This window comes from Ciceribacter ferrooxidans (assembly GCF_004137355.1).
Lineage (GTDB): Bacteria > Pseudomonadota > Alphaproteobacteria > Rhizobiales > Rhizobiaceae > Allorhizobium > Allorhizobium ferrooxidans.
Genome location: NZ_SDVB01000253.1, coordinates 552,204 through 576,600 on the forward strand (window position 1 = coordinate 552,204; position 24,397 = coordinate 576,600).

The window sequence follows — 24,397 nt, forward strand, 5'->3', positions numbered from 1 at the left end:
GAACCTTGATGGTCGCAGGCAATATATTGAATTTTCGTGGGAAAACTGGTGCTGCTAGAGAGATTTGAACTCTCGGCCTCTCCCTTACCAAGGGAGTGCTCTACCCCTGAGCTATAGCAGCTTGCAGTGTCGGGCGCGGTGCGCCGTTCGAAGCGTGCGGGCCTATTGCCACAGGTTTTCGACGAGCGCAAGCCGCAAATTCGAACTTCCGTGCAAGATTTCCGGGCGTGCGGCGCGAACCCTTTTGGAACCTCGGGTTTTCCGCTATCAAGCGGCAATGATGAAGGAAACGACCGAATCGAGGGCAGGAGCCGAAGTGCAGGCCGCCGGCGAAGTATCGCAGGCGCATGGCGTGCCAAAGGCCTCTTCCGCATCGCGGGCGGACGAACGCAAGGCGCGCGCTGCCGAAAAGCTCAAGGAAAATCTGCGCCGTCGCAAGCAGCAACTTCGCGCCCGGCGGGCCGGTGCGGCCGACGAGACGGAAGGCTTGCCTGCCGCAAAATCGACCAAAGACGATGTTTAGTGCGTGCCGGACCGCGTCGGCCTCCCGGCCGAATTGAACGCGGTCTTCTTTTCGTCTAAAGAGCGACGCTCTCGCGAAGGCGGGAACGGAATAACGAGAGAAAGGCGGGCGGGGCCCGTAGGTTCATATGGATCGTATCAGGATTGTCGGCGGTAACGCGCTCAATGGGGTCATCCCGATTTCCGGCGCGAAAAACGCCGCACTGCCGCTGATCATCGCCTCGCTGCTGACGAGCGACACGCTGACGCTCGAAAACGTGCCGCATCTGGCCGACGTCGAGCTTCTGTTGCGTATCCTCGGCAATCACGGCGTCGATGTCTCTGTCAACGGCCGCCGTGAACACCAGAACGGCTCTTATTCCCGCACCATCCATTTCACCTGCCGCACGATCGTCGACACGACGGCTCCCTACGAGCTCGTCTCCAAGATGCGTGCGAGTTTCTGGGTCATCGGTCCGCTGCTTGCCCGCGAGGGCCGTGCGCGCGTATCGCTGCCCGGCGGCTGCGCGATCGGCACGCGCCCCGTCGACCTCTTCATCGAGGGGCTCACGGCGCTCGGCGCGATCATCGAGATCGATGGCGGTTACGTCGAAGCGCGGGCGCCGAAGGGTGGCCTGGTCGGCGGCACCTACACCTTCCCCAAGGTCTCGGTCGGCGCGACGCACGTCATGCTGATGGCCGCTTCGCTCGCCCGCGGCAAAACCGTCATCAACAATGCCGCCCGCGAGCCCGAAATCGTCGATCTCGCCGCCTGCCTGAATGCCATGGGCGCGAAGATCTCCGGCGCCGGCACCTCTACCATCGTCATTGAAGGTGTGCAGGCGCTTTCAGGCGCCCGTCACCGCGTGCTCCCGGACCGTATCGAGACCGGAACCTACGCCATGGCCGTCGCCATGACCGGCGGTGATGTCGTGCTCGAAGGCACCGACGCGGCCTTGCTCGATACCGCGCTCGAGGCCATCCGCCGGGCCGGTGCGACCGTTACGCCTGTGGAGAACGGCATCCGCGTGGTGCGCAACGGTAGCGACATCCGCCCGGTCGATATCGTCACCGAACCTTTCCCCGGCTTCCCGACGGACCTGCAGGCGCAGTTCATGGGGTTGATGACACGGGCAAACGGCGTCTCGCACGTCACCGAGACGATCTTCGAAAACCGGTTCATGCACGTCCAGGAACTCGCGCGTCTCGGCGCCAAGATCACGCTCTCCGGTCAGACGGCCAGGATCGATGGCGTGAGTCGCCTGCGCGGCGCGCCCGTCATGGCGACCGATCTGCGTGCCTCGGTGTCGCTGGTCATCGCCGGCCTCGCCGCCGAGGGCGAGACACTCGTCTCCCGTGTCTATCACCTCGACCGCGGCTTCGAACGGCTGGAGGAAAAGCTCGGCCGTTGCGGCGCCATCGTCGAGCGTATCAGCGACTAAAGCCTTGAAAAACCGCCTGCAGACAGCGCTCCGGGCGTTGCCTCTTGCATTGCGGCTTCCTATGTCGGAAGGGAAGATGGCAGGGCCGGATCGTTTCCGGCCCACACGGGAATCGGTGCTATGACGGACCTCAAGCTTCTCGCTCTCGACAGTGATGACCTCGCCGTGATCTCGGCGCATATGCAGGATGCGGTTTTCAAGGTCGGCGACATCGCCTATCTGCCGCGCACGCGCCAGTTCACGCTGGTCGCCAATCGTTTCGTCTGGGAGCAGGCGGAGCGCAAGCGCAGGAGTTTCGAGCGCAGGCGGACAATCCTGACCTTCAAGCGGGTCGAGGCGGTGCGCTCGACCGGGATAGACCGGACGAGGGCCGACGATGTCCACTCGCTTCTTGCGGTTCGCTTCCGGCAGGAAGGCGAAGGGCCGGGCGGAGTCCTCGAACTGGTGCTCGCCGGCGGCGGCACGATTGCCCTTGAAGTCGAATGTATCGAAGGGCAGCTTGCAGATACCGGCGCGGCATGGGAAACCACCCGCATGCCCGGTCATCCGGGTTGATGTCGGGCTCGATGGCGGGTCGAGGAGAGGGGTAGCAGGACGTGGCAATCTGGCTTGAACAAGGAGCCGAGGATTTCGAGGAACGGTTCGCCGCCTTCCTCACGACGAAGCGGGAGGTCTCCGCCGACGTCAACGACGTGGTGCACGCCATCATCGAGGACGTCAGGGCGCGTGGCGACGCCGCACTCGCGGAATATTCGCTCCGCTTCGACGGCGTCGATTTCTCCCGCATCGGCATGCGCGTCACCGAGGACGAGATCACCGCGGCGATCGCCAAGGTCGAGCCGGAGGTGATGGATGCGCTGAAGCTTGCCGCCGAGCGCATCGAGCGTCACCACGCCCGCCAGCTGCCGAAGGACGATATCTACGAGGACACGCTCGGCGTGGGGCTGGGGTCGCGCTGGACGGCGATCGAGGCCGTCGGGCTGTACGTCCCGGGCGGAACGGCGAGCTATCCGAGCTCGGTCCTGATGAACGCCCTGCCGGCGAAAGTTGCCGGTGTCGAACGGATCGTCATTACGGTGCCGGCAACCGGCGGCGACATCAACCCGACGGTACTTGCCGCGGCACAGATCGCGGGCGTGAGGGAGATCTATCGCATCGGTGGGGCGCAGGCCGTCGCGGCACTTGCCTATGGCACCGAAACGATCGCCCCCGTTGCCAAGATCGTCGGCCCGGGCAACGCCTATGTGGCGGCGGCCAAGCGACAGGTCTTCGGGACCGTCGGCATCGACATGATCGCCGGCCCCTCCGAGGTGCTGGTGATCGCCGACGCCAACAACGACCCCGATTGGCTCGCCGCCGACCTGCTCGCCCAGGCCGAGCATGACCGCGGCGCCCAGTCGATCCTGATCACCGACGATCTGCCGCTCGCCAAGGCCGTCGAGGCGGCCGTCGAGCGGCAACTGAAATCGCTCTCCCGTTCGGAGACGGCCGCCGCGAGCTGGGCGGATTTCGGTGCCATCATCCTCGTGCCGGACCTGAAGGCTGCCCTGCCGCTCGCCAACCGCATCGCGGCGGAGCATCTCGAACTCGCCGTCGATGACCCCGACGCGCTGATGGCCGGCGTGCGCAACGCGGGTGCGATCTTCCTCGGGCGCCACACGCCGGAAGTGATCGGCGACTATGTCGGCGGTTCGAACCACGTCCTGCCGACCGCCCGTTCGGCGCGGTTCTCCTCGGGGCTCTCCGTGCTCGACTTCGTCAAGCGCACGTCGATCCTCAGGCTCGGCCCCGGCCAGTTGCGTAGCCTGGCGCCAGCGGCGATCGCGCTTGCCCGCAGCGAAGGGCTCGACGCGCATGCGCGATCGGTCGCGATCCGGCTCAATCTCGAAGGCTGAGCGATGGCGAAGAGCGACTACCGGCTCTGCGACGTGATCCTCGACGAAACGATCGGGCGCTCGACGCCCGATGTCGAGCATGAGCGGGCGGTCGCCATCTTCGATCTCATCGAGGAGAATTCCTTCGAGCCGGTCGGCCATCCGGGCGGCCCCTACAAGCTTTACCTGTCGCTCGTCGACAGCAAGCTCGTCTTCTCCATCAAGACGGAGAAGGAGGAGGCGGTGGCGACCCATATCCTCTCGCTCACGCCGTTCCGGCGGATCATCCGCGACTACTTCATGATCTGCGAGAGCTATTACGAGGCGATCCGTTCCTCGACCCCGAGCCAGATCGAGGCGATCGACATGGGCCGCCGTGGCGTCCACAATGAGGGATCGCAGACCCTGATGGATCGGCTGTCCGGCAAGATCCGGATCGATTTCGATACGGCCCGCCGGCTCTTCACCTTGGTCTGCGTTCTCTATTGGCGCGGGTAAGCCCAATGACAGGCGCGGAGGAGACGAGCAAAGGGCTGAGGATGCCTGGCGCCATCCTCTTCATCTGCGGCATGAACGCGATCCGTTCGCCGATGGCGGAGCTGATTGCCCGCAAGCTCCTGCCGCAGGGTGTCTACGTGGCGTCGGCCGGTGTACGGTCGGGGGAGCGCGATCCCTTCGTCGACGTGGTGCTGGAGGAAATCGGTCTCTCGCTCGGACGGCGCCAGCCGCAGACACTCGACGATCTGGAAGATGATTTCTTCGATCTCGTCGTCACGCTCGCTCCCGAGGCGCATCACGCGGCGCTCGAACTCACCCGCTCGTCGGCAGTCGAAGTGGTTTACTGGCCGATGCCGGACCCAACGGTTGCGACCGGCACGCGCGAGCAGATTCTCGGCGCCTATCGCGAGGTGCGCGACCGCATCGAGCGGCGAATTCGCGAGGAGCTCGTTGCGGCCGGATCGCGGTGAATGAGCACCTATTGAAACAAATTGCGAAAGCGCGATCTACAAGGTTCACAAAACGGTGGTGATTGTGTAGTTTCCGCGCACATTTCAGGGCCGCAGACGGCCCGAAGCAACAGACAGAAAGACAACCCCTCAATGGCAAAAGAAGAAGTCCTCGAATTTCCCGGTATCGTCACCGAATTGCTGCCCAACGCCACCTTCCGCGTGAAGCTCGAAAACGAGCACGAGATCATCGCCCACACGGCCGGCCGCATGCGCAAGAACCGCATCCGCGTTCTCGCCGGCGACAAGGTGCTCGTCGAGATGACCCCTTACGACCTCACCAAGGGCCGCATCACCTACCGCTTCAAGTAAGCTGTCGACTTTACGCAGGCAGACGCCCGAGGACCCATGGACCCGACACAGAAGCTGATACTGGCCTCAGGTTCCCCGCGCCGCGTCGACCTCCTGATGCAGGCCGGCATCGAACCTGCGCGGCTGATGCCGATGGATCTCGACGAAACGCCGAAGAAGGCGGAGCACCCCCGCTCGCTGGCGCGCAGGCTGTCGACCGAGAAGGCGCGTGCCGCCCATGACGCGGTCAAGGGCGATTTCTACTGGGACGGAGCCTACATCCTCGCCGCCGACACGGTCGTCGCCGTCGGCCGCCGCATCCTGCCCAAGGCGGAATTCATCGAGGAAGCCTCTTCCTGCCTGCATCTGCTCTCCGGTCGCGGCCACTGGGTCTTCACCGGGGTGTGCCTCATCACGCCGGATGGCGCGGTCCGTCACAAGGTGGTCGAGACCAAGGTCCGCTTCAAGCGGCTGTCGACCGCCGAGATCGAGGCCTATCTCGCCTCCGGCCAGTGGCGCGGCAAGGCCGGGGCCTACGCCGTGCAGGGCCTGGCCGGCTGCTTCGTGCAGAAGCTCGTCGGCTCCTATACCAATGTCGTCGGGCTTCCGCTCTTCGAGACCACGCAGCTTCTGGCGGGCGAAGGTTTCGACGTCCAGGCCGCCTGGGCGGAGGGCTGAGCGATGGCGGAAGACACGTCGACCGGCAAAGGCAAGGTTGCGCCCTTGCGCAAGACACGGCCCTGCCCGGAATGCGGCCGTCCCTCGACCCGCGAGAGCTATCCCTTCTGTTCGGAGCGTTGCCGCTCGCTCGACCTTTCCCGCTGGCTCAAGGGCAGCTATGCGATCCCCGTCGCCGAGGATGAATCCCGGGCGGACGACGAAAACCGTGACTGAAATCGTGCCGGTCCGGCGGCGAAGCCTTTAGAATTGCTTGATTTTCCGCGTTTGTAGCGAACTCGTCAAAAAAGTGCCGATTGGTGCTGGACATGGCCGAACAAGATGCTATAACCGCGCTCGCTCTGGGGGACAAAACGCCCCCGCCGGTTCTCAAAAGGATCGGACGGCTTGCAAGTCGAGCCTGATGCCCGGATAGCTCAGTTGGTAGAGCAGCGGATTGAAAATCCGCGTGTCGGTGGTTCAAATCCGCCTCCGGGCACCATTTTTCTTCTGTAAATAGACATCATCACAATCGCCTCGCACCCGACATCGCCCTATCGGGCTCCCTGAATTTGTACTGTAGTAACGTCTTAAAGAAAGACTTATCGTATCGGCCTCGTTTCGCAGGAGGTTTCGATGATCAGGTTCTTTCCCTCGGCGTGGATACTTGCCATTGCGGTCCTTGCCGGCGCCGGGAGTGTTCCGGCCGCGGATGCCGGCGACCGGACGCCCGGAGCGCCACTGCTTGCCTTCTATTCGACCGACCAGAGGCCGATCCAGACCTGTGCCGATGGCAGCGTGTCTGCCCGCGGCTGCCCGCCGGCGGGAATCGAGGTTGCGACCGGCAGTGAATGCCCGGCCGCCAGCGGCGAATACTGCAGTGATGAAACGCCCTATTGCTGCGGCACGCCCGGCAACTACTACTGCGCGACCGACGTGAACCACTGCTAGGATCGGTCGACCCGGGCGTCCCCATATCATCGAGATTTGGTATCAGTCCTCCCGCATGGCGCGGGCGATCTGGTCGGCGAGCGGCTTCGTCAGATAGGAAAGTGCCGTGCGCTCGCCGGTTTCGATGAAGGCCTCGACCGGCATTCCCGATTGCAGGACGAGGTTGCCGAGCTTGGCGATTTCCTCCCGCGACATATCGATGCGCACCGTGTACCAGGTCTCGCCGGTCTCCTTGCTGGCACTCAGATTGGCGCCGATCGTCTCGACCGTCCCGAAGATTTCGGGCGTCGTGCGCTGGCTGAAGGCGGAAAAGCGCAGGACCGCCTGCTGGCCTGCATGCAGCTGGTCGATGTCGGCCGGACGCACGCGCGCTTCGACGACCAGCGTGTCGTTCACCGGCACGATCTGCATGATTGTTTCGCCCGGTGCGATCACGCCGCCGATCGTATGCACCGCAAGCTCGTGCACGAGGCCTGCCTGCGGCGCGAGGATATCCACGCGCTTCAGTTCGTCGAGGGCAGCCACCCGCTGTTCGGCGAGTTCGGCAAGCTTGTTCTCGATATCCCTGAGTTCCGTCAGCACCTCGGCGCGCCGGTCCTGGTCGAGCTGCAGGATCTGCAGCTCGGTTTCGGTGATGCGGGTCGCCGCGCGCGCGATCTCCGAGGTGAGCTGCCCGCGTTCGCCGGCAAGCTGCGCCTTCACGCGCTGGAGCGCCGCGACCTGTGAGAAGGGGGTCAGCTGCTTTTCGTGCAGCGTGACGACGCCCGCTAGCTCCTCCTCGATGAGCTTCAACTCGTCGTCCTTGGCGGCACGGCGGGCGACGAGCCCTTCCGATTCCTGCCGGATCTGGTCGATGCGCTCGCGAAGCTGGGCCTTCTGCCCCTCGATCGTGCGCTTGCGGGCCTTGAAAAGCGCCTCCTCGGCGTTCACGTAGTCGGCGACCTCCGGCTCGGACAGCCGCGCCTTCAACTCGTCGGGCACCGTGACCTCCGCCGCTTCGTCGCGTTCGGCGGCAAGCCGCATGCGGCGCGCGGTCAGCTGGTCGATCTGCTTGGTGATCACCGCCAGGTTGGCCCGCGTGATCGTGGCGTCGAGGCGGATGAGGAGGTCGCCGGCGGCGACCCGAGAGCCGTTCTTGACGCGGATCTCGCCGACAATGCCGCCGCTGCGGTGCTGCACCAGCTTGACGTTGCCTTCGACGACGACCATGCCCGGCGCGACCACCGCGCCCGCGAGCTTGCTGGTTGCGGCCCAGCCGCCGATCCCGAGAACGAGCACGGCGATCGCCGCCACGGCGACCGTCATGGAACGGGCGATGGAGCGGGAGGCCCGGCTCTTGCGCGGACTGTCTGTCATGAATTCTCCGAAACGGCGCGGACCGTCGTCTTGCGCAAGACTTCGTCGCGCGGGCCGAAGGCGACCATGCGACCCTCGTTGAGAACGAGGACATGATCGACGGCGGCAAGCGCACTCGGGCGGTGGGCGATGACGATCACGACCGAGCCCGCCTTGCGGGCGGCGATGATGGCATTGGTGAGAGCGGCTTCCCCTTCAGCATCGAGGCTGGCATTCGGCTCATCGAGGACGATGAGGAACGGCGCGCCGTAGAGGGCGCGGGCAAGTCCGACGCGCTGTCGTTGACCGGCCGACAGGATCGCGCCGCCGGCGCCGATGCGGGTGTCGTAGCCGTCCGGCATCGAAAGGATCAGGCTGTGCGCGCCAGCCATCGTCGCCGCCTCGATGATCGCCTCCGGCCTTGCCTGGGGCGAAAACCGCGCGATGTTCTCGGCGATGGTGCCGTCGAAGAGTTCGACGTCTTGCGGCAGATAGCCGATCGCCGAGCCGAGCGCCTCGGGATCCCACTGGGCGAGTTCGGCTCCGTCGAGCCGTACCGTTCCGCGGGCCGCCGGCCACACGCCGACGAGAATGCGCGCCAGCGTCGACTTGCCCGAGCCGCTCGGTCCGATGATCCCGAGGCCCTGGCCGGCCTTGAGCTCGAAGCCGACATCCCGGACGATGATCGCGGTCGTGCCCGGCGCAACCGCAGTGATCGCGACCGCCGCGATCGTTTGCCGCGGCACAGGCAGGGCCATCGGAACGCTGCCGGTTCTCAGCTTCTCGAGGACTTCCTCAAGCCGCCGACGCGCCTGGCGGGCGTTCACGAAGCCGCGCCACTGGCCGATCACCAGCTCGATGGGGGCCAGCGCCCGGGAGGTGAGGATGGAGGCGGCGATCATCGCGCCGGGAGAGGCGAGTTGCCAGATCGCCAGCCAGGCCCCGAGCGCCAGAACGCCCGACTGGAGTGCGAGGCGGAAGATCTTGGAAGCCGCGGAGAAGCTGCTGGTGACGTCGCCGGCACGTCGCTGTTTTTCGATGAAGTCGGCGTTGGTCGCATCCCAGCGGGTGGCATAGGCTTCGCGCATGCCCATCGCCTGCAGCACCTCGGCGTTGCGCCGTCCGGCTTCCAGGTAGTCGGAGCGTCTTGCCGCAAGCAGGGAGAGGAGCCGCATCGGTTCCCGCAACATCACTTCGCTGGTGAGGGTCAGCGCGATCAGCACGATGGCACCCGCGACGGCGAGCCAGCCGAAATACGGATGGAAGAGGAAGAGGATGACGAGATAGAGCGGCAACCACGGCAGGTCGGCGATCGCGATCGGGCCCTGGCCACTCATGAAGCCGCGCAACTGATCGAGATCGCGCAGCGGTTGCGGCACGCTTTCCTTCTTCGAAAGCCGAAGCGGCAGCTTGAGGACGGCGTCGAAGGCAGGTCGGCCGAGCTGTTCTTCGAGCCGCTGTCCGATCTGTGTGAGGATACGCGAACGAATGACCTCGAACAGGGCCTGGAACACGTAGAGCGCGACGGCGAGCATCGACAGCGCCACCAGCGTCGGCACGCTGCGGCTCGCCAGAACCCGGTCGTAGACCTGCATCATGAAGAGCGGCCCGGTGAGCATCAGGATGTTGGTCACGGCACTGAGGGCGACGATGCCGGCGAAGGCGGCTCTGGTTTGCCTCAAGGCCGCGGCAACCAGGGGGCGTCGCGTCTCTTGCAATGTGGCAGTCAAATCATCCCCCTGGCACTCTCAGGAAATCGCTGGCGTTCCCGCCGTCCGCTGCGGCAAGCTTCAGCAGAGTCTCGCGGAGATTGCAATGGCTTCCGGCGGCCTCCCGCGGGCAACGCCACTTCCCCCATGCTGCGAAAATCGGGCGGAATTCAGATGGCCGGGCCCGCGTCCCCGTAACGTATCGGCGCGGTGCCGGCGTCCGCCTCCCGCCGGAGAAGAAAGAAGAACGGTTGTTCCATGCCGCGCATGTCCATCAGGCCGAGGACACGGACTGCATCGATGCGCCGGAAACAGTCGATCACCGGAAGCGAGTCATAGACCATCGCGGCGCTGACGACGCCGCGGAAAGCGAGACTCCGCAGCCGTGCGGCCGGCCGACGGGTCGACAGGAGATGGCCGAAACGACGGAAGAGCTGCACCGGGATCGGACCGAGCCACAGACGCGGGTGACGCTGAAGACGCCGGAGAGGAATACGGGCGGGATCGAGTGCAAAGAGCTTGCCACTCCGGCGACGGAAAAGCAGAGGGTCGACATCTTCGGACGAGCGGAAATCCTTGCCGTACCAGGAAAGTGCCTCGAGCACGCCGTCGAGCGGATGGCCTGTCGGCAGATCCCGACCGCGCCAGCGCCCCAGCATTCCCGCCTCCTCCACGGCCTCCAATCCATCGAAGTGGCCGAGCGCCAGCCGTGTCGAGATCGCATGATCCTCCCACTCGGCGAGCCAGGCGGGCGCTGCCGGTCCGGATGCCGGAGCATCGGAAATCTCGGCAACGCCATAATCGCGAGTCTGCCTTCCGCTCGCCATCGCCGGGTGCCAGCCGTCAATCCGTATGTAGCCTGTCATGGCGCGTCTCCTTGACGCTCATGCGTCGTCAGGCTTGCGCGCATATTCCGTCGCGAGATCGATGTTGACTTTCTCGACGCCCGGAACAGAAAGGGCGATTTCGACGGCGCGGTCGATTTCCTCGGGCCAGGTGACACCGCCGGAGAGAAAGATCGTACTTCCGGCGGCGGTTACCGAGATATCACTCGCGTCAACGCCTTCGCTGACGGCGAGCAGCCGCGCCACCGCCGTCTCCACCGGTTCGTGATCACTGAATTCGACCTCCACCTCCGGCTTCCCTCCGAAAAAACGCTGCGGTTTGAAAACCATGTCGCGCCTCCTGTCATCCTTCCGAGCCACTTGACGGAGAACGCGCGGGGCACGCGTTTGTTCAACCGTGGTCAGTAGCCGCCGATGACCGGCAGGATCTCTCCGGTGATGTAGCTTGAGCACTGCGGGGAGGCGAGGAAGACATAGGCCGGTGCCAACTCTTCCGGTTGCGCCGGACGTTTCATCGGCACTTTGGAACCAAACTGCGAGACCTGCTCGGCCTGCTTGTCGGACGGATTGAGCGGCGTCCAGACCGGGCCGGGCGCCACGGCGTTCACGCGTATGCCACGGCTTACCAGGTTGGAGGCGAGAGCGCGGGTAAAGGAGTGGATTCCGCCCTTGGTCATCGAATAATCGAGAAGTGCCGCACTACCCATGAGCCCCACGACGGAGCCGGTGTTGATGATCGACGAGCCTTCCTTGAGGTGTGGCACCGCCGCCTTGGCCATGTAAAAGTAGCCGTAGAGGCTGGTCTTGATCGTCATGTCGAAATGTTCGATCGAGAGATCTTCGATCGTCTTCGAGTGCACCTGGAAGGCGGCGTTGTTGACGAGAACGTCGATCTTACCGAATGTCCTGACGGTGTGGTCGATTACCTGCCGGCAATAGTCCGGATCGCGGACGTCTCCGCGGCTGACGAGGCAGCGACGCCCTTCCGCTTCGACCGCGCGGCGTGTCTCATCCGCATCGCGGTCCTCGGCCAGATGCGAGATCGTCACATCGGCGCCTTCGCGGGCGAAGAGAATTGCGACGGCTCGGCCGATACCCGAGTCGCCGCCCGTGATCACCGCGACCATGCCGTCGAGCTTGCCCGAGCCCTTGTAGAAGGGAGCGTCGTACATCGGCGGCGGATCGAGACGGTATTCCATGCCCGGTTTGGGTTCGTGTTGCGGCGGAAATGGCGGTTCGGGATAGCGCCGTGCTCCCGCCTGGACCGCGCGGACTCCATCTTTCGACTTGCCTTGGCTCGCATCGGCGCTTGCAACCTCCTCCTGGATCTCGCGTTGTTCATCCGCTGTTCTGGTTCCGTCGCCGGAGAGTTTGTCCATTGCTCTGCCCTTCCTTGATCGTCGGGAGTTTCCGGATATCGGCGGCTCGGTCGAACGATCGCCTCTCTGTGCGACCCAACCATGCATCGGGTGCGATTGTTCCGAAACTTGGCCGTGTGGCGGTTGGCAGTGGCAGGAACCTGCGTTATCACTAATGTTCGAGGCTGGAGAAAGGGCGAGGATGTCATGGTGTACGATGTTGCTTACGTTTCCCCGGGGAACTCTGGCACGATCTAGGGCTTCAGGCGGGTTATCCCGATTCTTTCCGACCACGTCGCTCGGCATCTATCTCATGGCGATGGCGGCGCTTACGATTCTGCCGTTCCTCGGTTTCGTGGTTTTCCTGCTGGTGCAACTCGAGAACGGCGAGCGGGCGACATTGCGCCGTGAGACGGCCCAAGATGCTCAGGTGATCGGTCGCAGCGTCGAACGCCGGCTCCAGGAGATGGCCACCACGCTGCGGTTGCTATCGACCTCACCCGAATTGAAGTCGGGCGACCTCGTCGCCTTTCAGGACCGAACCGCATCGAGCCTGCGGGCGAGCTCGCTCTATCTCCTGCTCGTGGACCGGCAGGGCGAGCAGCTCATGAATACGCGCGTACCGCCGGGTAAGCCGCTGCAACGAATGTCCAATGTGCCAGCCTTGCAGTCCGCGCTCTCGTCGGGACAGATCGAGGTTTCCGATATCTTCTTCGGCGCGACGAGCCAGCGGTGGGTGTTCAACGTCACCACGCCGCTGACGCGGGACCAGTCGCCGAATGCCGCGGCGATGATCCTCGCCCAGGACGCCGGCGACCTGTCCAGCATGACGGCGACGGACGCGCTGCCGCCCGGCTGGTCCGCGGCGATCATCGATGCAAACGGCGATGTGGTGGTGTCGAGCGGGCCGGATAATCAGCCTTCGGGAACCCCGTTTCCGAAAGAGATGGTGGACGTAATGACGGGGGGCAATGACAGCGCCGTCGTTCCGGAGTCCGATCCGCAGACCCTGGTCGGGTACTACCGAATTCCCGGCTGGAGCTGGCGAACCGTGACCTGGGGGCCGATCTCCTCCGCGCAAGAAACTCTCATGAGCACCTGGCGCCGCCTCTTCTTCGGCAGCTCGATCCTGTTGGTCCTCAGTCTGTTGGTGGCCTGGGCGGTGGCGCAGCAGCTGCGCCGGTCGGTGAGGCAGATCACCGCGATGGCCGAGCAGATCGGTGAAGGAGAAATCGTCTCTCCGGTGGTGACGAAGATCACCGAGGCGAACCAGGTCGCCATAGCACTCTCCAACGCATCCTTCGACCGGCGCCAGGCGGAGGATCGCGTTCATCTGGTTCTCAATGAGCTGGTCCACCGCACGACGAACATCCTCACTCTGGTGCAGTCCATGATGCGCCAAATCTCCCGGAAGAGCAGCAACATGGAGGAGTTTCAGGCGGCCATCGGTGGCCGTCTCTCCGGCCTTGCTCGCTCCATCGAGGCGCTTGCGCGCGAACAATGGGTCGGCATTCCGCTTTCGCAACTCGTCAACCTTCAGCTCTCCACTGTTGCTGGCTCGTGCGACCGTGTAACCCTGGTGGGTAGGGATTTCACTCTGAATACCCAGGCGGTGCAGAATCTCGGCCTCGTATTCTACGAACTCGGGACGAACTCGGTGAAGTACGGGGCGCTCTCGACGCCGAGCGGCCGGATTCTCGTGAAGTGGCACATCGCCGAAGGTGACCTCGGGCCGATGCTCGAAATCTGCTGGGCGGAGAGCGGTGGGCCTCCCGTGGAGGAGCCACATCGCCGCGGCTTCGGCACGACGATCATCGAGCGCCACGCCGCCAGCGCTTTCGGCGGCAAGGTGGAACTTCACTATCGCCGCGATGGCATGACCTGGATCCTGAAAGCTCCATTCCGCGCCTTCGAGATCGAGAACGACCAGTCCGGGCACTGAGGGACTGCGTGTCGTGCCGCGCCTATTCCTGCGACCGGCCGATGACGACCGCACCGATGATCAGTGCCGCACCGGCGATCATCCACCCCGTCGGAATCTCGTGCAGCCACACATAAGCGCCGATGAGACCGAAGACGGGTACCAGCGTCAGCCAGAGGCCTGCGGCGGCCGGCGAGAGATATCGTAGGCCGACGAGATAGAGCCAGAAGGCAAGGGCATACTGGATGACGCCCGAGAACGCCGCATAGGCGAGCACCCCGGGTGAAAGCGCAATGAGGGTCTGCCGTTCCAGACCGGCGCTTTGCACGATCAGAAAGACACCGATTGCGAAGGCCAAGCCGACGATCTGCTGGGCTGAAGCGAGGGTAGCCGCGGGAAAATCTCCGGTCACCCTTGATGACAACACCACGTAACTTGCGGCAAATAGCGTCGCCAGGACAATCAGACTGTCTCCGGCCGAGCTTGTCTGCCCACGCTCGATGAGTGCCTCCCCGGATACCAGTAGCAGGCCGACGACTGCGAGCCCGATGCAGCCGATGAGCGCGGGTGACGGGCGTTGGCGCAGAAGCAGCCAGGCGACCAACACGATCAACACCGGCTCGGACGCACTGATCACCGATGCGCTGTTGGCGGAGGTGAGCGAAAGGCCGACCAGTCCGATCGTATAGGTGAGCCCCGGTTCAAGGATGCCGATCAAGGCGGCCTGTCCGATTCCATTCGAGCGGTATCGCCAGGGTGCGTTCGGGATGGCGAGAAGCAGAAGTGCGGCAACGCTGGCCGTCAGTTGAACCACCAGCAGCGCACTCGATGACATGGTGTCGAGAAGGTCGCGGGACATGACGGTCGCAAAGCCCCAGCAAGCGGCCGATCCGATCATCGCGGAGACGGCGATCCAGCGGCGTTTGCCCGCAACCGCGAGCGGGGTTGCAAGCGTTTCGCTCATCCGAACAATTCCTCCCATCGCTCTTCGACCGGGCAGTGCTCGGGCACACAAGTGTCCTCGTCGCACATCCGGCAATAGCGGTAGCCGTGTTCCTTCTTCGTCAGGAGGCCGCGCAGCATCTTGTCGACACAGTGGCCGAGCACCTCCGCCTCCGCGTCGGAAAGATGGGCGAGCGCCCGCTCGAGCACGCGGTCCCGCTGCCGCAAGGCGACGAGCCGGCGCTTGGCTCCTTCCCGCGTGAGACGGAGCACCACGGTCCGGGAATCCTGGCCCACCTCGCGCCGGACGAGTTCTTCCTTCTGTAGCCGGTCGACCAGACGTACAGCGCCGCTGTGAGTAAGGTGCAGGGCCGTTGCCAGTTCGCCGATCTGAACCCCCGGATGGGCGCCGAGCATGATCAGCGCTGCCGCCGTTTCGCCTGTGGTTCTAAGCGCCTCGTCGACGGCCTCGCGCATCTCGTCCGCGAGGATGATCGCCAGTGCGCCGAGCATGTTCGATACCTTGGTCATCTATCAATGATATGTATGTTTTGATCATATATCAAGCGTTCTCTGACGGTACGGCGAGGAATTGTTATCTCCACCTTAATGCCACGTATATAAGTGATATTCACACCCGCATTGCAGGTGTGTGGCGAAATTGCTACTTGACGTTTAAAAATATATGAGCAAGTCATCTATATATCCAAGGGGCCTACTGGGGGACGATATGCTCATTGATCTGGATACATACTCTCGAACACTTTCTTTGCACGAATTGCTCGACCATGCCCAAAGGCACGAGCCGGATACGAGTTTCGGTGCCGACATCGATGCCGCCAACGCCGAATTGCTCGACTCGCTGAAATGCCGTGAAGACCGTTGCGCGGCCTTTCTGAACTGGGCGTCGCGCCACCAGCCATGTCTCTTCGGCAGGCTTGGTGCACGCGGCATGCAGGGCATCGGTATCGATGTTTGCTGGATCGACGAGGCCGAGATCGCCTGCGGTGACGATCATGTTCGCGACAAGATCCAGAGGGCCAGGCGGGCCTGGAAGGCGAACGCCGCGGAGGGATTGGCGCACGGTTTCCTGATTATGTTCAACGGCCCGCGTCTCGCGTTCCTTAAGCCGGGTCCGTCACTATTGGCGATCTGCGAGCGGATCGCCAATCTCTATCTCGTCGAGCACGCTCCTATCGAGCGGGATGTGATCTACACGGAGTCCCTGCCGCTGCGCGACGGAGGCGTCGCTCTCTTCAAGGCTGGCATCAATATCTTCTACCCGTCGGCTCATCGTACCCGTAACCATGATCGAAGGGTCCCAGGTGGGCTGATGATCTCGGTCAACAGCCCCGGTCATTGGGCAAATTCTTTGGTGAAGCGCGGGCTTTCAGGGTCGCTGACGGAGGCGATCGACAGGGTCATGGAGACTGCGATCCGGTCGATCGGCAATGGCGGTATTGGTCACGGAACCATGCCGAGTTGCAGCTGGCACAATCGTGAAGACGATCCTCGCGCGCTCGAAGAACGGCGGAAGCTGCCGAAGTTGCCGCGTTACGTCCCGGACGACTATTCGCAGCGCGTCTATGGGGCACTCTATCACACCGACGTGCTGGTGCCGACCGAGGTCACTCTCGACGGAACGATCGATCCCGACATCCCCGCCTGCGAACATTGGCGGCACCTCATCCTCGACTACATTTCGGAGGCGGAGTGCGCGCCTGGCCACGTCAACTATGCGCTCTTCCACGGGCATCCGATCCTCGAGGAGGCGATGTTTCACAATCCCTGGCCACCGCGCCGGGCGATCAACGCGCCTCTGGCGGATTATTGAGACGAGGGCGTCACCGCGGGGTGATGGCGATCACGATGCCGCTGCCCGGGCGCGGGCGGCATCGAGCACCGCCCGCACTTCGTCGGCCATCACCGCCTCCCGGGCATACCCGGCCGACGGCGTGAGCCCCGGGTCTTCCGCGCCGTCGAGCGGCATGTCCTCCTGCTCAAGGTAGCGGATGATCTGCGCTCCGGCCGGCTCCTTCATCAATAAGGAAAGGATAGTGACCAGAAGCTCGCGATGGGCGTTAAGACGCCCTTCGATATCCTGCCGTGTCAGTTCTTTCATGGCTCTTGCGGTCTCCTACACCAATTCGTTGCTTTGCCGCAGAAGGAACAAATTGCGAGGGCAATGATTTCACGTGTTGAACGGAGTATCAACGACCATGAAGAAGACGATAATTCTTGCCTTCGGACTCGCATTCCTCGCCGCTTGCAGCGACGAGAACAAACAGTCGACGACGACCGAACAGGCGCCTGCGACTGAGCAGACGGCTCCGGCCGCACCGGCAGCACCGGCCGCCCCTGCCGACCAGACTACCACTCCGCCGCCATCGACTGGCACTGATGGTCAGACCCAGGGCCAGCCAACGCCCAGCAAGTAATGTCCTTCCTGTTTCTTGGAAAGACTGACTCCCGTCGCCTCCATCAGGGCGACGGGAACCCACGGAAGGGGATCACATGCCCCAGCAGCGCGCTTTCTGGAAAGGCTACCTCAAGCTTTCGCTCGTGACCTGTCGGGTGACGATGACGCCGGCGGTCACGGCCGCGGCCAAGCTGCGTTTCCGGAATGTCGACCGTCGTACCGGCCACCAGGTCGTCAGCGAATATGTCGATGCGGAGAACGGCAAGCCAGTCGAGGAGGAGGATCAGCTGAAGGGCTTTCCGCGCGGCGAGGGCGACTACGTCCTTTTCGAGGATGAGGAACTTGATGATGTCGCGCTGGAAAGTACACGGACGATCGACATCGAACAGTTCGTGCCGGCCTCGTCCATCGGCTGGATCTGGTATGACAAGCCGCACTACCTCGCGCCCGCCGATGAGGTGAGCGAGGAAGCGTTCTCCGTGATCCGCGAGGCAACGGCGAAGACCGGAACGGCGGGGATCGCTCGCCTCGTTCTCAATAGGCGGGAGCATCCCGTACTTCTGCTGCCGCGGGGCAAGGGCATGATCGTCTGGACGCTGCGTTTCGGCGACGAAGTGCGCGATGCGGAGAACCTGTTCTCCGCCGCCGGCAAGGCGAAGCCGTCGGGGAAAGCCCTGTCGATGATGCGCAAGGTGATCGCCGAGCGGATGGAAAAATGGAGCCCCGAGATGGTGACCGACCCCGTGGAGGCACGTCTGCACGACATCATCCGTGCGCGTCGGAAGGGAAAAAAGAAAGCGCCGCAGCCGCAGAAGAGGGAGCCGGCGCCGGAAAGCAACGTCATCGACATCATGAGCGCCCTGCGCAAGAGCCTCTCATCCGAGCGCCGCTCCCCGCGCCGCTGACGCGCACGATCACCCGGGGTCGCATTCTCCATGCGGGGACCGACGGGACCTTAGCGCCGACGCGCCGGCTCTACGGGTTTGAGCACGGCCTCGGCGGCGCGGAAATCCTTCCACGGATCGGCAGAAAGTTGCGAGAGGCGCGCCGATGCATTGTTGACGGTGAAATGGGCCGGACCGATGGCCGGCGTCAGTTCCTCCCAGTCGAGCGGCATCGACACGGGGGCGCCTTCGCGGGCACGGGAAGAATAGGGGGCGACGGCCGTGGCGCCCCGACCGTTGCGCAGGTAATCGACCAGGATCTTGCCCTTGCGCTTCGCCTTGGAGACCGTCGCGACGTAGTTCTCCGGCGAATCCGCCGCCATGGCCTCCGCGACCGCCTTCATGGCCGCCTTCACGTCGGGCCACTCGGTCTTCGGTTTCAGCGGTGCGACGATGTGCAGGCCCTTGCCGCCCGACGTCTTGACGAAGCCGGTGAGACCGATGTCGGCGAAGCGCGCGCGCACCTCTCGCGCCGCCTCGATGACGCGCTCCCAGGAGACGTCCGGGCCCGGATCGAGGTCCATGTTCACCATGTCCGGCTTTTCCCACGCGTCGAGCGTCGATCCCCAGGGGTGGATTTCCAGGACGCCGCCCTGTACCAGCCCGAGCAGCCCGTCGAGATCCTCGATGGCAACGTAGTGCTCGTCGCCGCTTTCCTTCGGATCGTCGACCTGCCGGATCTCCTTGCGCATGCCGCGCCACACGTGTTTCTGGAAGAAGCAGGAGCCGGAGATGCCTTCCGGGCATCGCAGAAGCGCCAGTGGACGATGGACGATGAAGGGCGCCATAAAGGGCCAGACTTGCAGGTAGTAGTCGGCGAGGCCGGCCTTGGTGACGCCAGCCTCCGGCCAATAGATGCGGTCGGCATGGGTGAGTGCCACGCTGCGCTTGGGCGGCGTATCCTTCGCGTTCTCGGCTGTCGTTTCCTGCACCACCTCGCGCGCCGCCTTGTCTTCCCGCAGACCGCGGAAGGAAGCATGCCGCAGATGGGCATCCGCCGTCCAGCCGCGGAACTCGATTTCGGCGACGAGCTCCGGCCGCACGAAGACGACATCGCGGCGTTCCGTCGCGGAGAGACGTCCCGTGAAAGGCGACTCCTCCTGCTGGAGGGCACTCAAGGTGCGGTAGAGCTGCTTGGCCACGGTGGCGCTGTAGCCGGTGCCGACGCGGCCGGCATGGGAGAGACGGCCCTTCTCGTCGTAGTGCCCCATGACCAGCGATCCGATCGCCCCTCGGGTAACCGAGGAGGGGACGTAGCCGCCGATCACGAGCTCCTGACGTGCCGAGCACTTCGATTTGACCCAGTCGCGCCCGCGTCCCGACCGATAGGGGGCATCCGCACGCTTCGAGACGATGCCCTCCAGGCTGAGCCGGCAGGCATGACGCAGCACCATCTCGCCGCTCTCGGCGAAGTCCTCGCTGTAGCGCAAGGTCTGGGCATCGGCAGGAAGCACCAGCCGCAGCAGCGACTTGCGGTCCGTGAGCTTTGCGCCCCGGAGATCCGCGCCGTCGAGATAGAGGAGGTCGAAGAGATAGAGGAGAAAGCGGTCGGAGCGACCTTCGCTCAGATCGGCCTGGAGCTGCGAGAAGCTGCTTGCGCCGGCCTGGCCCTCGACCACTACCTCCCCGTCCAGGATTGCGCTTTTCACGGGAAGCGCCTCGAGCTCGGCGACAAGAGGCCGTCCGAAGCGGTCGGTCCAGTCGAGGCCGCTGCGCGTCAGCAGTCGCACCTTGCCGCCTTCGAACCTCGCCTGCAGGCGATAGCCGTCGAACTTCACCTCATGAAGCCAGTGTTTGCCCTTCGGCGCTGCCTTGACAAGGGTTGCAAGCTCGGGATCGATGAAGTCGGGTATGGGGGCCTTCCGCGATCCCTTGACCGCCGCTGGATCGATCACCGCCTCCGCTGCCGCCTGCACGTTCTTTCCCTTGCCGCGCGCCTTCGATGGTTTCCCGGGCGGGTCTCCGGCCCCATCGACATCGCGGCCGGAGACCACTGACAGCGGTTGTTCCTCGATGATGTCCGGATCGCTTTCCTCGCGCGCAGCTTCGTCCTCGCCCTTGATGAGCAGCCAGTTCTCGCGCTTTTCGCCGTTGGCGGCCATGCGGACGAGGTGCCATCGGCCGCTGAGCTTCTCCCCGTCGAGCTCGAATTCGAGATGGCCCTTGCGATAGGCCTTGTGCATGTCGCCGAGCGGTTGCCATGTCCCGCGGTCCCAGATGATGACATTGCCGGCGCCGTAATGCCCCTTCGGGATGCTGCCTTCGAACCCGCCGTATTCGATCGGATGATCCTCGACATGAACGGCGAGTCGCTTCTCCCCCGGCACGAGGCTTGGGCCGCGGGTGACGGCCCAGCTCTTGAGGACACCGTCCATCTCCAGGCGGAAGTCGTAATGCAGGCGCCGGGCGGCGTGTTTCTGGATCACGAAGCTGTTGCCGGAGACGGCGCGCTCGCCTCCCCGTGGTTCGGGAGACCCGTGGAAATTCCGTTTCTTGCGATAGGTCTGCAGGGACACGGGATCAGCCTGCCTTTCTGCGCTGCCCGGCCTCGCGTCCGGTGGCTTTCGTCTTGCCGCGTTTCCTGTCCGCATGCTCGGCCCCTGCACTGCGCCGCAATGCTTCCATCAGGTCGGTGACCTTCCCCGTCTCGACCTTTCGGAGCTTCTTCGGCCGGCGACCGGCGAGTTTCGCCTTGACGAGTTCGGCAACCGCCTGTTCGTAGCGGTCGTCGAACGCGGAGGGCTCGAACCGTCCCATCTTCGTCTCGATGATGTGGCGGGCGAGATCGAGCATCTCTCCCGAAACGCGGATGTCGGAAATCTCCTCGAAGATCTCCGTGTCGCTACGGACCTCATAGTCGAAATTGAGGGTGGTTGCGATCATGCCTTCCCCATGCGGCCGAACGAGCAGCGTCCGCACCCGCCGGAAGAGCACGGTCCGCGCGAGACCGGCCACCTTCTCCTCCTCCATGGCGTCGCGGATGAGCGCATAGGCATCCGCGGCATCCTCGTCGGCCGGTGCCACGAAATAGGGCCTTTCGAAGAAGGTCGTGTCGACGTCGTTGCAGGCGATGAATGCCTGCATCTCCAGACGCTTGTCGCTCTCCGGCACCGCGGCCTTGACCTCCTCCGGATCGAGGATCACGAAGTCTCCGTCCGGCGTCTCATAGCCCTTGACGATATCCTCGTCCTCGACCGGCTTGCCGTTTTCGCCGTCGACAAACCGCCGGCGCACGCGGTGGCCGGTCTCACGATTGATGATATGGAAAGATATGCGCTCTCCTTCGGACGCAGCGCCGTGGAGCGTCACCGAGCAAATCAGTTCCCCGACCGAAAGATGGCCTCTCCAGATCGCGCGTGCCGCCAAGACAAATCCTCCGTCTCGATAGGGGCGAAATGCAGGTTTGCCGCTTTTGTTCCTGCCCGAGCCGCATCCGCTCCGGGGTCGACGGGAAGGCGGTTTCCGCCGGAAGGACTTTGTTAACCTTAGAGCAACCAATTAACCATAAAGATTGGAGGATACGTCGGAATGGGATTCCGCCGGCCGTGAATCCCTTCGAGGCATGACGCCAGCCCGTCGTACCGGTCTCGGTCCGGTATGTCTTTTTCATTGAAGCAGTTCAGGGAACAGTCTTCGGTGGCTGCCGGGCGAGAGCCCGCTCTTCCGCGACGTGGCGTGAGTCCGCAGATACGCAAGACATCCCGGGACCATTTCAGCCCGTCCGGCTCCACGCCGGACCTCAGTGAGGAACATTGTCTTGGCGCAGGTTTCGCCGGCAGATCGGACAGCGGGAGCGCAGGGCGGCAGCCTGCGCGACAGGTTGCGCTTTGCCGGACTTGAACAGGCCGACTGCGAGCATCTGAGGCGGCATCGCCCGCTGCTCGACGAAAGCATGAAGAAGGGGCTTCGCGACGTCTTCCAGCGTTACCAGACGTTTCCGGATGCGGCCCGGAATTTCACGAGCGAGCGGCAGCTCGAACGCCTGCATGATCTCCTTGCCTCCCACTGGGATGTTCTGACGGATGCCCGCTTCGACGGGCTCTATGCGGAACGCGTCAAGGTCCTCTCCGACAGCGAAAGCAAGATGGGGCTCGATCCCCGCTGGCACGTCGCCGGCCACGCCGTCGTGCTCGAACACCTGGTCGGCGGCGTTCTCGAGGAGATAGCAGGCTCGGGTTTCATGCCGTCCGGTCGCAGGCGCGCCCGTGATCTCGCCGAACTCGTCGATGTGCTGGTGCGTGTCGTCATGGTCGATGTCGAGATCGCCGTCTCGTTGCGCTTCAACGAACTGCGGCTTCGTCACCATCGCGAGCTCACCGAGCTGCGCGAACGCGAGCGCGCCGATGTCGACGCGATCTTCGGTCCGACCATCCGGGCCTTCGCTGATCGGGATCTCGATCAGCGCGTCTCGGGCGAGGTGCCGGAGGCCTACGAGGGCCTGGCCCGTGACCTCAATACGGCGTTGGAGCAGGTGCAGGCGGCGATGATCGCCTCGGAGGAGAGGGCGCGGGCTGCCGAGGGTGCGCTTGCGTCGGTCGTGTCTGCCTCATCCGACTTCGCCGGGCGTGCGGGACAGCATTCGGACGAACTGCGGGACGCGGGAGCGGCGCTCGGGGCGCTGCTGGACGAAGCCCGCATCACCGCCGAACAGACGAAGGCTGTGGAAACGGCGGTCGCCGCGGCCCGTCGTTCCGTCGACGGCAGCGGCGAGGTCGCGGGACGCGCCATTGCCGCGATGGCGGACATCGAGACATCGGCCGAACACATCGGCCGCATCATTGGGGCAATCGACGAGATTGCCTTCCAGACCAATCTTCTGGCGCTCAATGCCGGGATCGAGGCGGCGCGCGCCGGCGACAGCGGACGCGGCTTTGCCGTCGTCGCCCAGGAGGTCCGCGCGCTTGCGCAGCGCTCCGCCGAGGCCGCCCGCGAGATCAAGACACTGGTCGCCACCACCAAGGCGCAGGTTGATGCGGGCGTGAAGATCGTCGCCCATACGCAGGACGCCATTGGTTCCATTGCCGGTGAAGTCGGCGGGATCAGCGAAACGGTCGGGGAGATCGCCCGCCGGTCGACCGCGCAGGCGGACGGCCTTCAGGGCCTTACCGGCAACGTCTCCGGTCTCGTCGGCGAGGTGAATGTCAGCGCCGAGCTTGCCCGTCGTTCGAGCGACGGCGCGGATGACCTGCACAATTTGATCGTCGAACTCGGACGAACGGTCCGCGAGTTCCACTACGAGCGTCGGCGCCGCAACCCGGCAATCGTTTCGCAGGAGAGGCGCGGGCCAACGGATGGTGTCGCGCCGGGCCGCCCGGCGGCGAACGAGGATATCGACGAGGCGGAGACTGCATATGGACTCGATGTCCCGATGCGGATCGGTAGCTGGGGAGGTTGAGGGGATTGTTTACCACCTTCCATTACACAAGGGGAATTCGGACGGGCGAAAGGGCCCGCTGGGTGTCGGGTTCGGCGCCTGTCGGCGGGTTTCCCAGGCGGGATGTCGGCCGCTCTGAAAGACGAGGAAAGAACTGATGGCAACACGGAAAGGCGCAAACAAGAGCTTGAAGCTGGCCGAGGTGCTGGACCTCAACGAGGCTTCGGCCCTGAAGAGCAGTCTGATGGACCTGCGCGGCAGCGGGCTCGAGATCGATGCATCGCAAGTCAAGCGCGTCGGAGCGCAGTGCGTGCAGGTGCTGATGGCGGGAGCGAATGCCTGGGATGCGGACAAGAAGCCTTTCACTTTCGTGAAGGCGTCGGAGACCTTCCTGAAGACCCTTCAATTGATTGGCGTGAATGCAGATCACCTGCTCGCTGAGGAGATTCGGCAATGAAGAAGAAAGTACTGACGGTGGATGACTCCAGGACCATCCGCAACATGCTGCTCGTGACGCTCAACAATGCCGGCTTCGAAACCGTGCAGGCGGAAGACGGCGTCGAAGGCCTCGAAATCCTGGAAGAGGCCAACCCCGACGTGATCGTCACCGATATCAACATGCCGCGCCTTGATGGCTTTGGTTTCATCGAGGGCGTTCGTCGTAACGAGAAATATCGTGCGGTGCCGATCCTGGTGCTTACGACCGAAAGCGACGCGGAGAAGAAGAACCGTGCACGTCAGGCCGGAGCCACCGGCTGGATCGTGAAGCCGTTCGATCCCACCAAGCTGATCGATGCGATTGAACGTGTAACTGCCTAAGCGGGAAT

Annotated in this window: 25 protein-coding genes, 2 tRNA genes and 1 pseudogene; 17 read left to right on the top strand and 11 right to left on the bottom strand. The window is 64.0% G+C overall.

Annotated elements, in window-relative coordinates; translation table 11 throughout:
• Window positions 1–46 precede the first annotated feature (46 nt).
• Window positions 47–121 (bottom strand) — tRNA-Thr (locus EUU22_RS19225).
• Between the two features lie 156 nt (window positions 122–277).
• Here EUU22_RS19225 and EUU22_RS19230 point away from each other — a divergent pair.
• The 11 genes from EUU22_RS19230 to EUU22_RS19280 all read left to right on the top strand — a co-directional run bounded on the left by EUU22_RS19230 (window position 278) and on the right by EUU22_RS19280 (window position 6,723).
• Complete coding sequence (locus EUU22_RS19230; RefSeq protein ID WP_165351222.1) at window positions 278–523, top strand: hypothetical protein; 246 nt, start codon at window positions 278–280, stop codon at window positions 521–523.
• Between the two features lie 127 nt (window positions 524–650).
• Complete coding sequence (gene murA / locus EUU22_RS19235; RefSeq protein ID WP_129333588.1) at window positions 651–1,943, top strand: UDP-N-acetylglucosamine 1-carboxyvinyltransferase; 1,293 nt, start codon at window positions 651–653, stop codon at window positions 1,941–1,943.
• Window positions 1,944–2,063: 120 nt separating this feature from the next.
• Entirely contained in the window at window positions 2,064–2,498 is a 435-nt protein-coding gene (locus tag EUU22_RS19240; RefSeq protein WP_129333589.1) for a DUF2948 family protein, read from the top strand.
• 41 nt (window positions 2,499–2,539) lie between these two features.
• Window positions 2,540–3,838, top strand: coding sequence for a histidinol dehydrogenase (gene hisD, locus EUU22_RS19245; protein ID WP_129333590.1), 1,299 nt, complete (start codon window positions 2,540–2,542; stop codon window positions 3,836–3,838).
• 3 nt (window positions 3,839–3,841) lie between these two features.
• Window positions 3,842–4,315, top strand: coding sequence for a UPF0262 family protein (locus EUU22_RS19250; RefSeq protein ID WP_129333591.1), 474 nt, complete (start codon window positions 3,842–3,844; stop codon window positions 4,313–4,315).
• A 5-nt stretch (window positions 4,316–4,320) separates the two neighbouring features.
• Window positions 4,321–4,785, top strand: a complete 465-nt coding sequence (locus tag EUU22_RS19255) for an arsenate-mycothiol transferase ArsC (RefSeq protein ID WP_165351223.1) — start codon at window positions 4,321–4,323, stop codon at window positions 4,783–4,785.
• Window positions 4,786–4,917: 132 nt separating this feature from the next.
• Window positions 4,918–5,136, top strand: coding sequence for a translation initiation factor IF-1 (gene infA / locus EUU22_RS19260; RefSeq protein ID WP_007759621.1), 219 nt, complete (start codon window positions 4,918–4,920; stop codon window positions 5,134–5,136).
• A gap of 36 nt (window positions 5,137–5,172) precedes the next feature.
• Complete coding sequence (locus EUU22_RS19265) at window positions 5,173–5,793, top strand: Maf-like protein (RefSeq protein WP_129333593.1); 621 nt, start codon at window positions 5,173–5,175, stop codon at window positions 5,791–5,793.
• Window positions 5,794–5,796: 3 nt separating this feature from the next.
• The gene (gene yacG, locus EUU22_RS19270; protein ID WP_129333594.1) at window positions 5,797–6,009 is read left to right on the top strand and encodes a DNA gyrase inhibitor YacG; all 213 of its coding nucleotides are present in this window, start codon (window positions 5,797–5,799) and stop codon (window positions 6,007–6,009) included.
• A 189-nt stretch (window positions 6,010–6,198) separates the two neighbouring features.
• Window positions 6,199–6,274: transfer RNA gene (locus tag EUU22_RS19275), tRNA-Phe, on the top strand.
• A 134-nt stretch (window positions 6,275–6,408) separates the two neighbouring features.
• Window positions 6,409–6,723 (top strand): hypothetical protein, encoded by a 315-nt coding sequence (locus EUU22_RS19280; RefSeq protein ID WP_129333595.1) that lies wholly within the window; start codon window positions 6,409–6,411, stop codon window positions 6,721–6,723.
• A gap of 42 nt (window positions 6,724–6,765) precedes the next feature.
• On the opposite strand, the gene EUU22_RS19285 is transcribed toward EUU22_RS19280, so the two are convergent.
• The 5 genes from EUU22_RS19285 to EUU22_RS19305 form a co-directional block, all read right to left on the bottom strand.
• Window positions 6,766–8,079, bottom strand: a complete 1,314-nt coding sequence (locus tag EUU22_RS19285; RefSeq protein ID WP_205687919.1) for an HlyD family type I secretion periplasmic adaptor subunit — start codon at window positions 8,077–8,079, stop codon at window positions 6,766–6,768.
• The gene (locus EUU22_RS19290; protein ID WP_245485137.1) at window positions 8,076–9,740 is read right to left on the bottom strand and encodes a type I secretion system permease/ATPase; all 1,665 of its coding nucleotides are present in this window, start codon (window positions 9,738–9,740) and stop codon (window positions 8,076–8,078) included. The genes EUU22_RS19285 and EUU22_RS19290 overlap by 4 nt, the downstream gene beginning before the upstream one ends.
• Window positions 9,741–9,937: 197 nt before the next feature.
• Window positions 9,938–10,633: a DUF4334 domain-containing protein gene (locus EUU22_RS19295; protein WP_205687920.1), complete on the bottom strand. Its 696-nt coding sequence runs from the start codon at window positions 10,631–10,633 to the stop codon at window positions 9,938–9,940.
• 18 nt (window positions 10,634–10,651) lie between these two features.
• Entirely contained in the window at window positions 10,652–10,942 is a 291-nt protein-coding gene (locus tag EUU22_RS19300) for a BON domain-containing protein (RefSeq protein WP_129333596.1), read from the bottom strand.
• Window positions 10,943–11,013: 71 nt separating this feature from the next.
• Complete coding sequence (locus EUU22_RS19305; protein WP_129333597.1) at window positions 11,014–11,991, bottom strand: SDR family oxidoreductase; 978 nt, start codon at window positions 11,989–11,991, stop codon at window positions 11,014–11,016.
• A 292-nt stretch (window positions 11,992–12,283) separates the two neighbouring features.
• Here EUU22_RS19305 and EUU22_RS19310 point away from each other — a divergent pair, with 292 nt between their 5' ends.
• The gene (locus EUU22_RS19310; RefSeq protein ID WP_245485139.1) at window positions 12,284–13,912 is read left to right on the top strand and encodes a sensor histidine kinase; all 1,629 of its coding nucleotides are present in this window, start codon (window positions 12,284–12,286) and stop codon (window positions 13,910–13,912) included.
• 22 nt (window positions 13,913–13,934) lie between these two features.
• On the opposite strand, the gene EUU22_RS19315 is transcribed toward EUU22_RS19310, so the two are convergent.
• Window positions 13,935–14,855: a DMT family transporter gene (locus EUU22_RS19315; protein WP_165351224.1), complete on the bottom strand. Its 921-nt coding sequence runs from the start codon at window positions 14,853–14,855 to the stop codon at window positions 13,935–13,937.
• Window positions 14,852–15,364 carry a MarR family winged helix-turn-helix transcriptional regulator gene (locus EUU22_RS19320; protein WP_129333599.1) on the bottom strand — a complete coding sequence of 171 codons (513 nt, stop codon included), beginning with the start codon at window positions 15,362–15,364 and terminating at the stop codon, window positions 14,852–14,854. Before EUU22_RS19320 ends, EUU22_RS19315 begins: the two co-directional genes overlap by 4 nt.
• Window positions 15,365–15,602: 238 nt before the next feature.
• On the opposite strand from EUU22_RS19320, the gene EUU22_RS19325 reads away from it, so the two are divergent.
• Complete coding sequence (locus tag EUU22_RS19325) at window positions 15,603–16,667, top strand: hypothetical protein (RefSeq protein ID WP_205687921.1); 1,065 nt, start codon at window positions 15,603–15,605, stop codon at window positions 16,665–16,667.
• Window positions 16,668–16,697: 30 nt separating this feature from the next.
• On the opposite strand, the gene EUU22_RS19330 is transcribed toward EUU22_RS19325, so the two are convergent.
• Window positions 16,698–16,955, bottom strand: a complete 258-nt coding sequence (locus EUU22_RS19330; protein WP_129333601.1) for a hypothetical protein — start codon at window positions 16,953–16,955, stop codon at window positions 16,698–16,700.
• A 392-nt stretch (window positions 16,956–17,347) separates the two neighbouring features.
• On the opposite strand from EUU22_RS19330, the gene ku (EUU22_RS19340) reads away from it, so the two are divergent.
• Complete coding sequence (ku, locus tag EUU22_RS19340; protein WP_129333603.1) at window positions 17,348–18,157, top strand: non-homologous end joining protein Ku; 810 nt, start codon at window positions 17,348–17,350, stop codon at window positions 18,155–18,157.
• A 50-nt stretch (window positions 18,158–18,207) separates the two neighbouring features.
• Here ku (EUU22_RS19340) and ligD read toward each other — a convergent pair whose 3' ends face one another.
• Window positions 18,208–20,712, bottom strand: a complete 2,505-nt coding sequence (ligD, locus tag EUU22_RS19345; protein WP_129333604.1) for a DNA ligase D — start codon at window positions 20,710–20,712, stop codon at window positions 18,208–18,210.
• Between the two features lie 100 nt (window positions 20,713–20,812).
• Window positions 20,813–21,694: pseudogene (gene ku / locus EUU22_RS19350) on the bottom strand (non-homologous end joining protein Ku); the annotation flags it as partial.
• A gap of 259 nt (window positions 21,695–21,953) precedes the next feature.
• Between ku (EUU22_RS19350) and EUU22_RS19355 the strand changes: the two are divergent.
• From EUU22_RS19355 to cheY1, 3 genes are all read left to right on the top strand, one after another.
• Complete coding sequence (locus EUU22_RS19355) at window positions 21,954–23,591, top strand: globin-coupled sensor protein (RefSeq protein ID WP_129333606.1); 1,638 nt, start codon at window positions 21,954–21,956, stop codon at window positions 23,589–23,591.
• Between the two features lie 136 nt (window positions 23,592–23,727).
• Complete coding sequence (locus EUU22_RS19360; RefSeq protein WP_129333607.1) at window positions 23,728–24,027, top strand: STAS domain-containing protein; 300 nt, start codon at window positions 23,728–23,730, stop codon at window positions 24,025–24,027.
• Window positions 24,024–24,389, top strand: a complete 366-nt coding sequence (cheY1, locus tag EUU22_RS19365) for a chemotaxis response regulator CheY1 (protein ID WP_112688919.1) — start codon at window positions 24,024–24,026, stop codon at window positions 24,387–24,389. Before EUU22_RS19360 ends, cheY1 begins: the two co-directional genes overlap by 4 nt.
• Window positions 24,390–24,397: the final 8 nt, after the last annotated feature.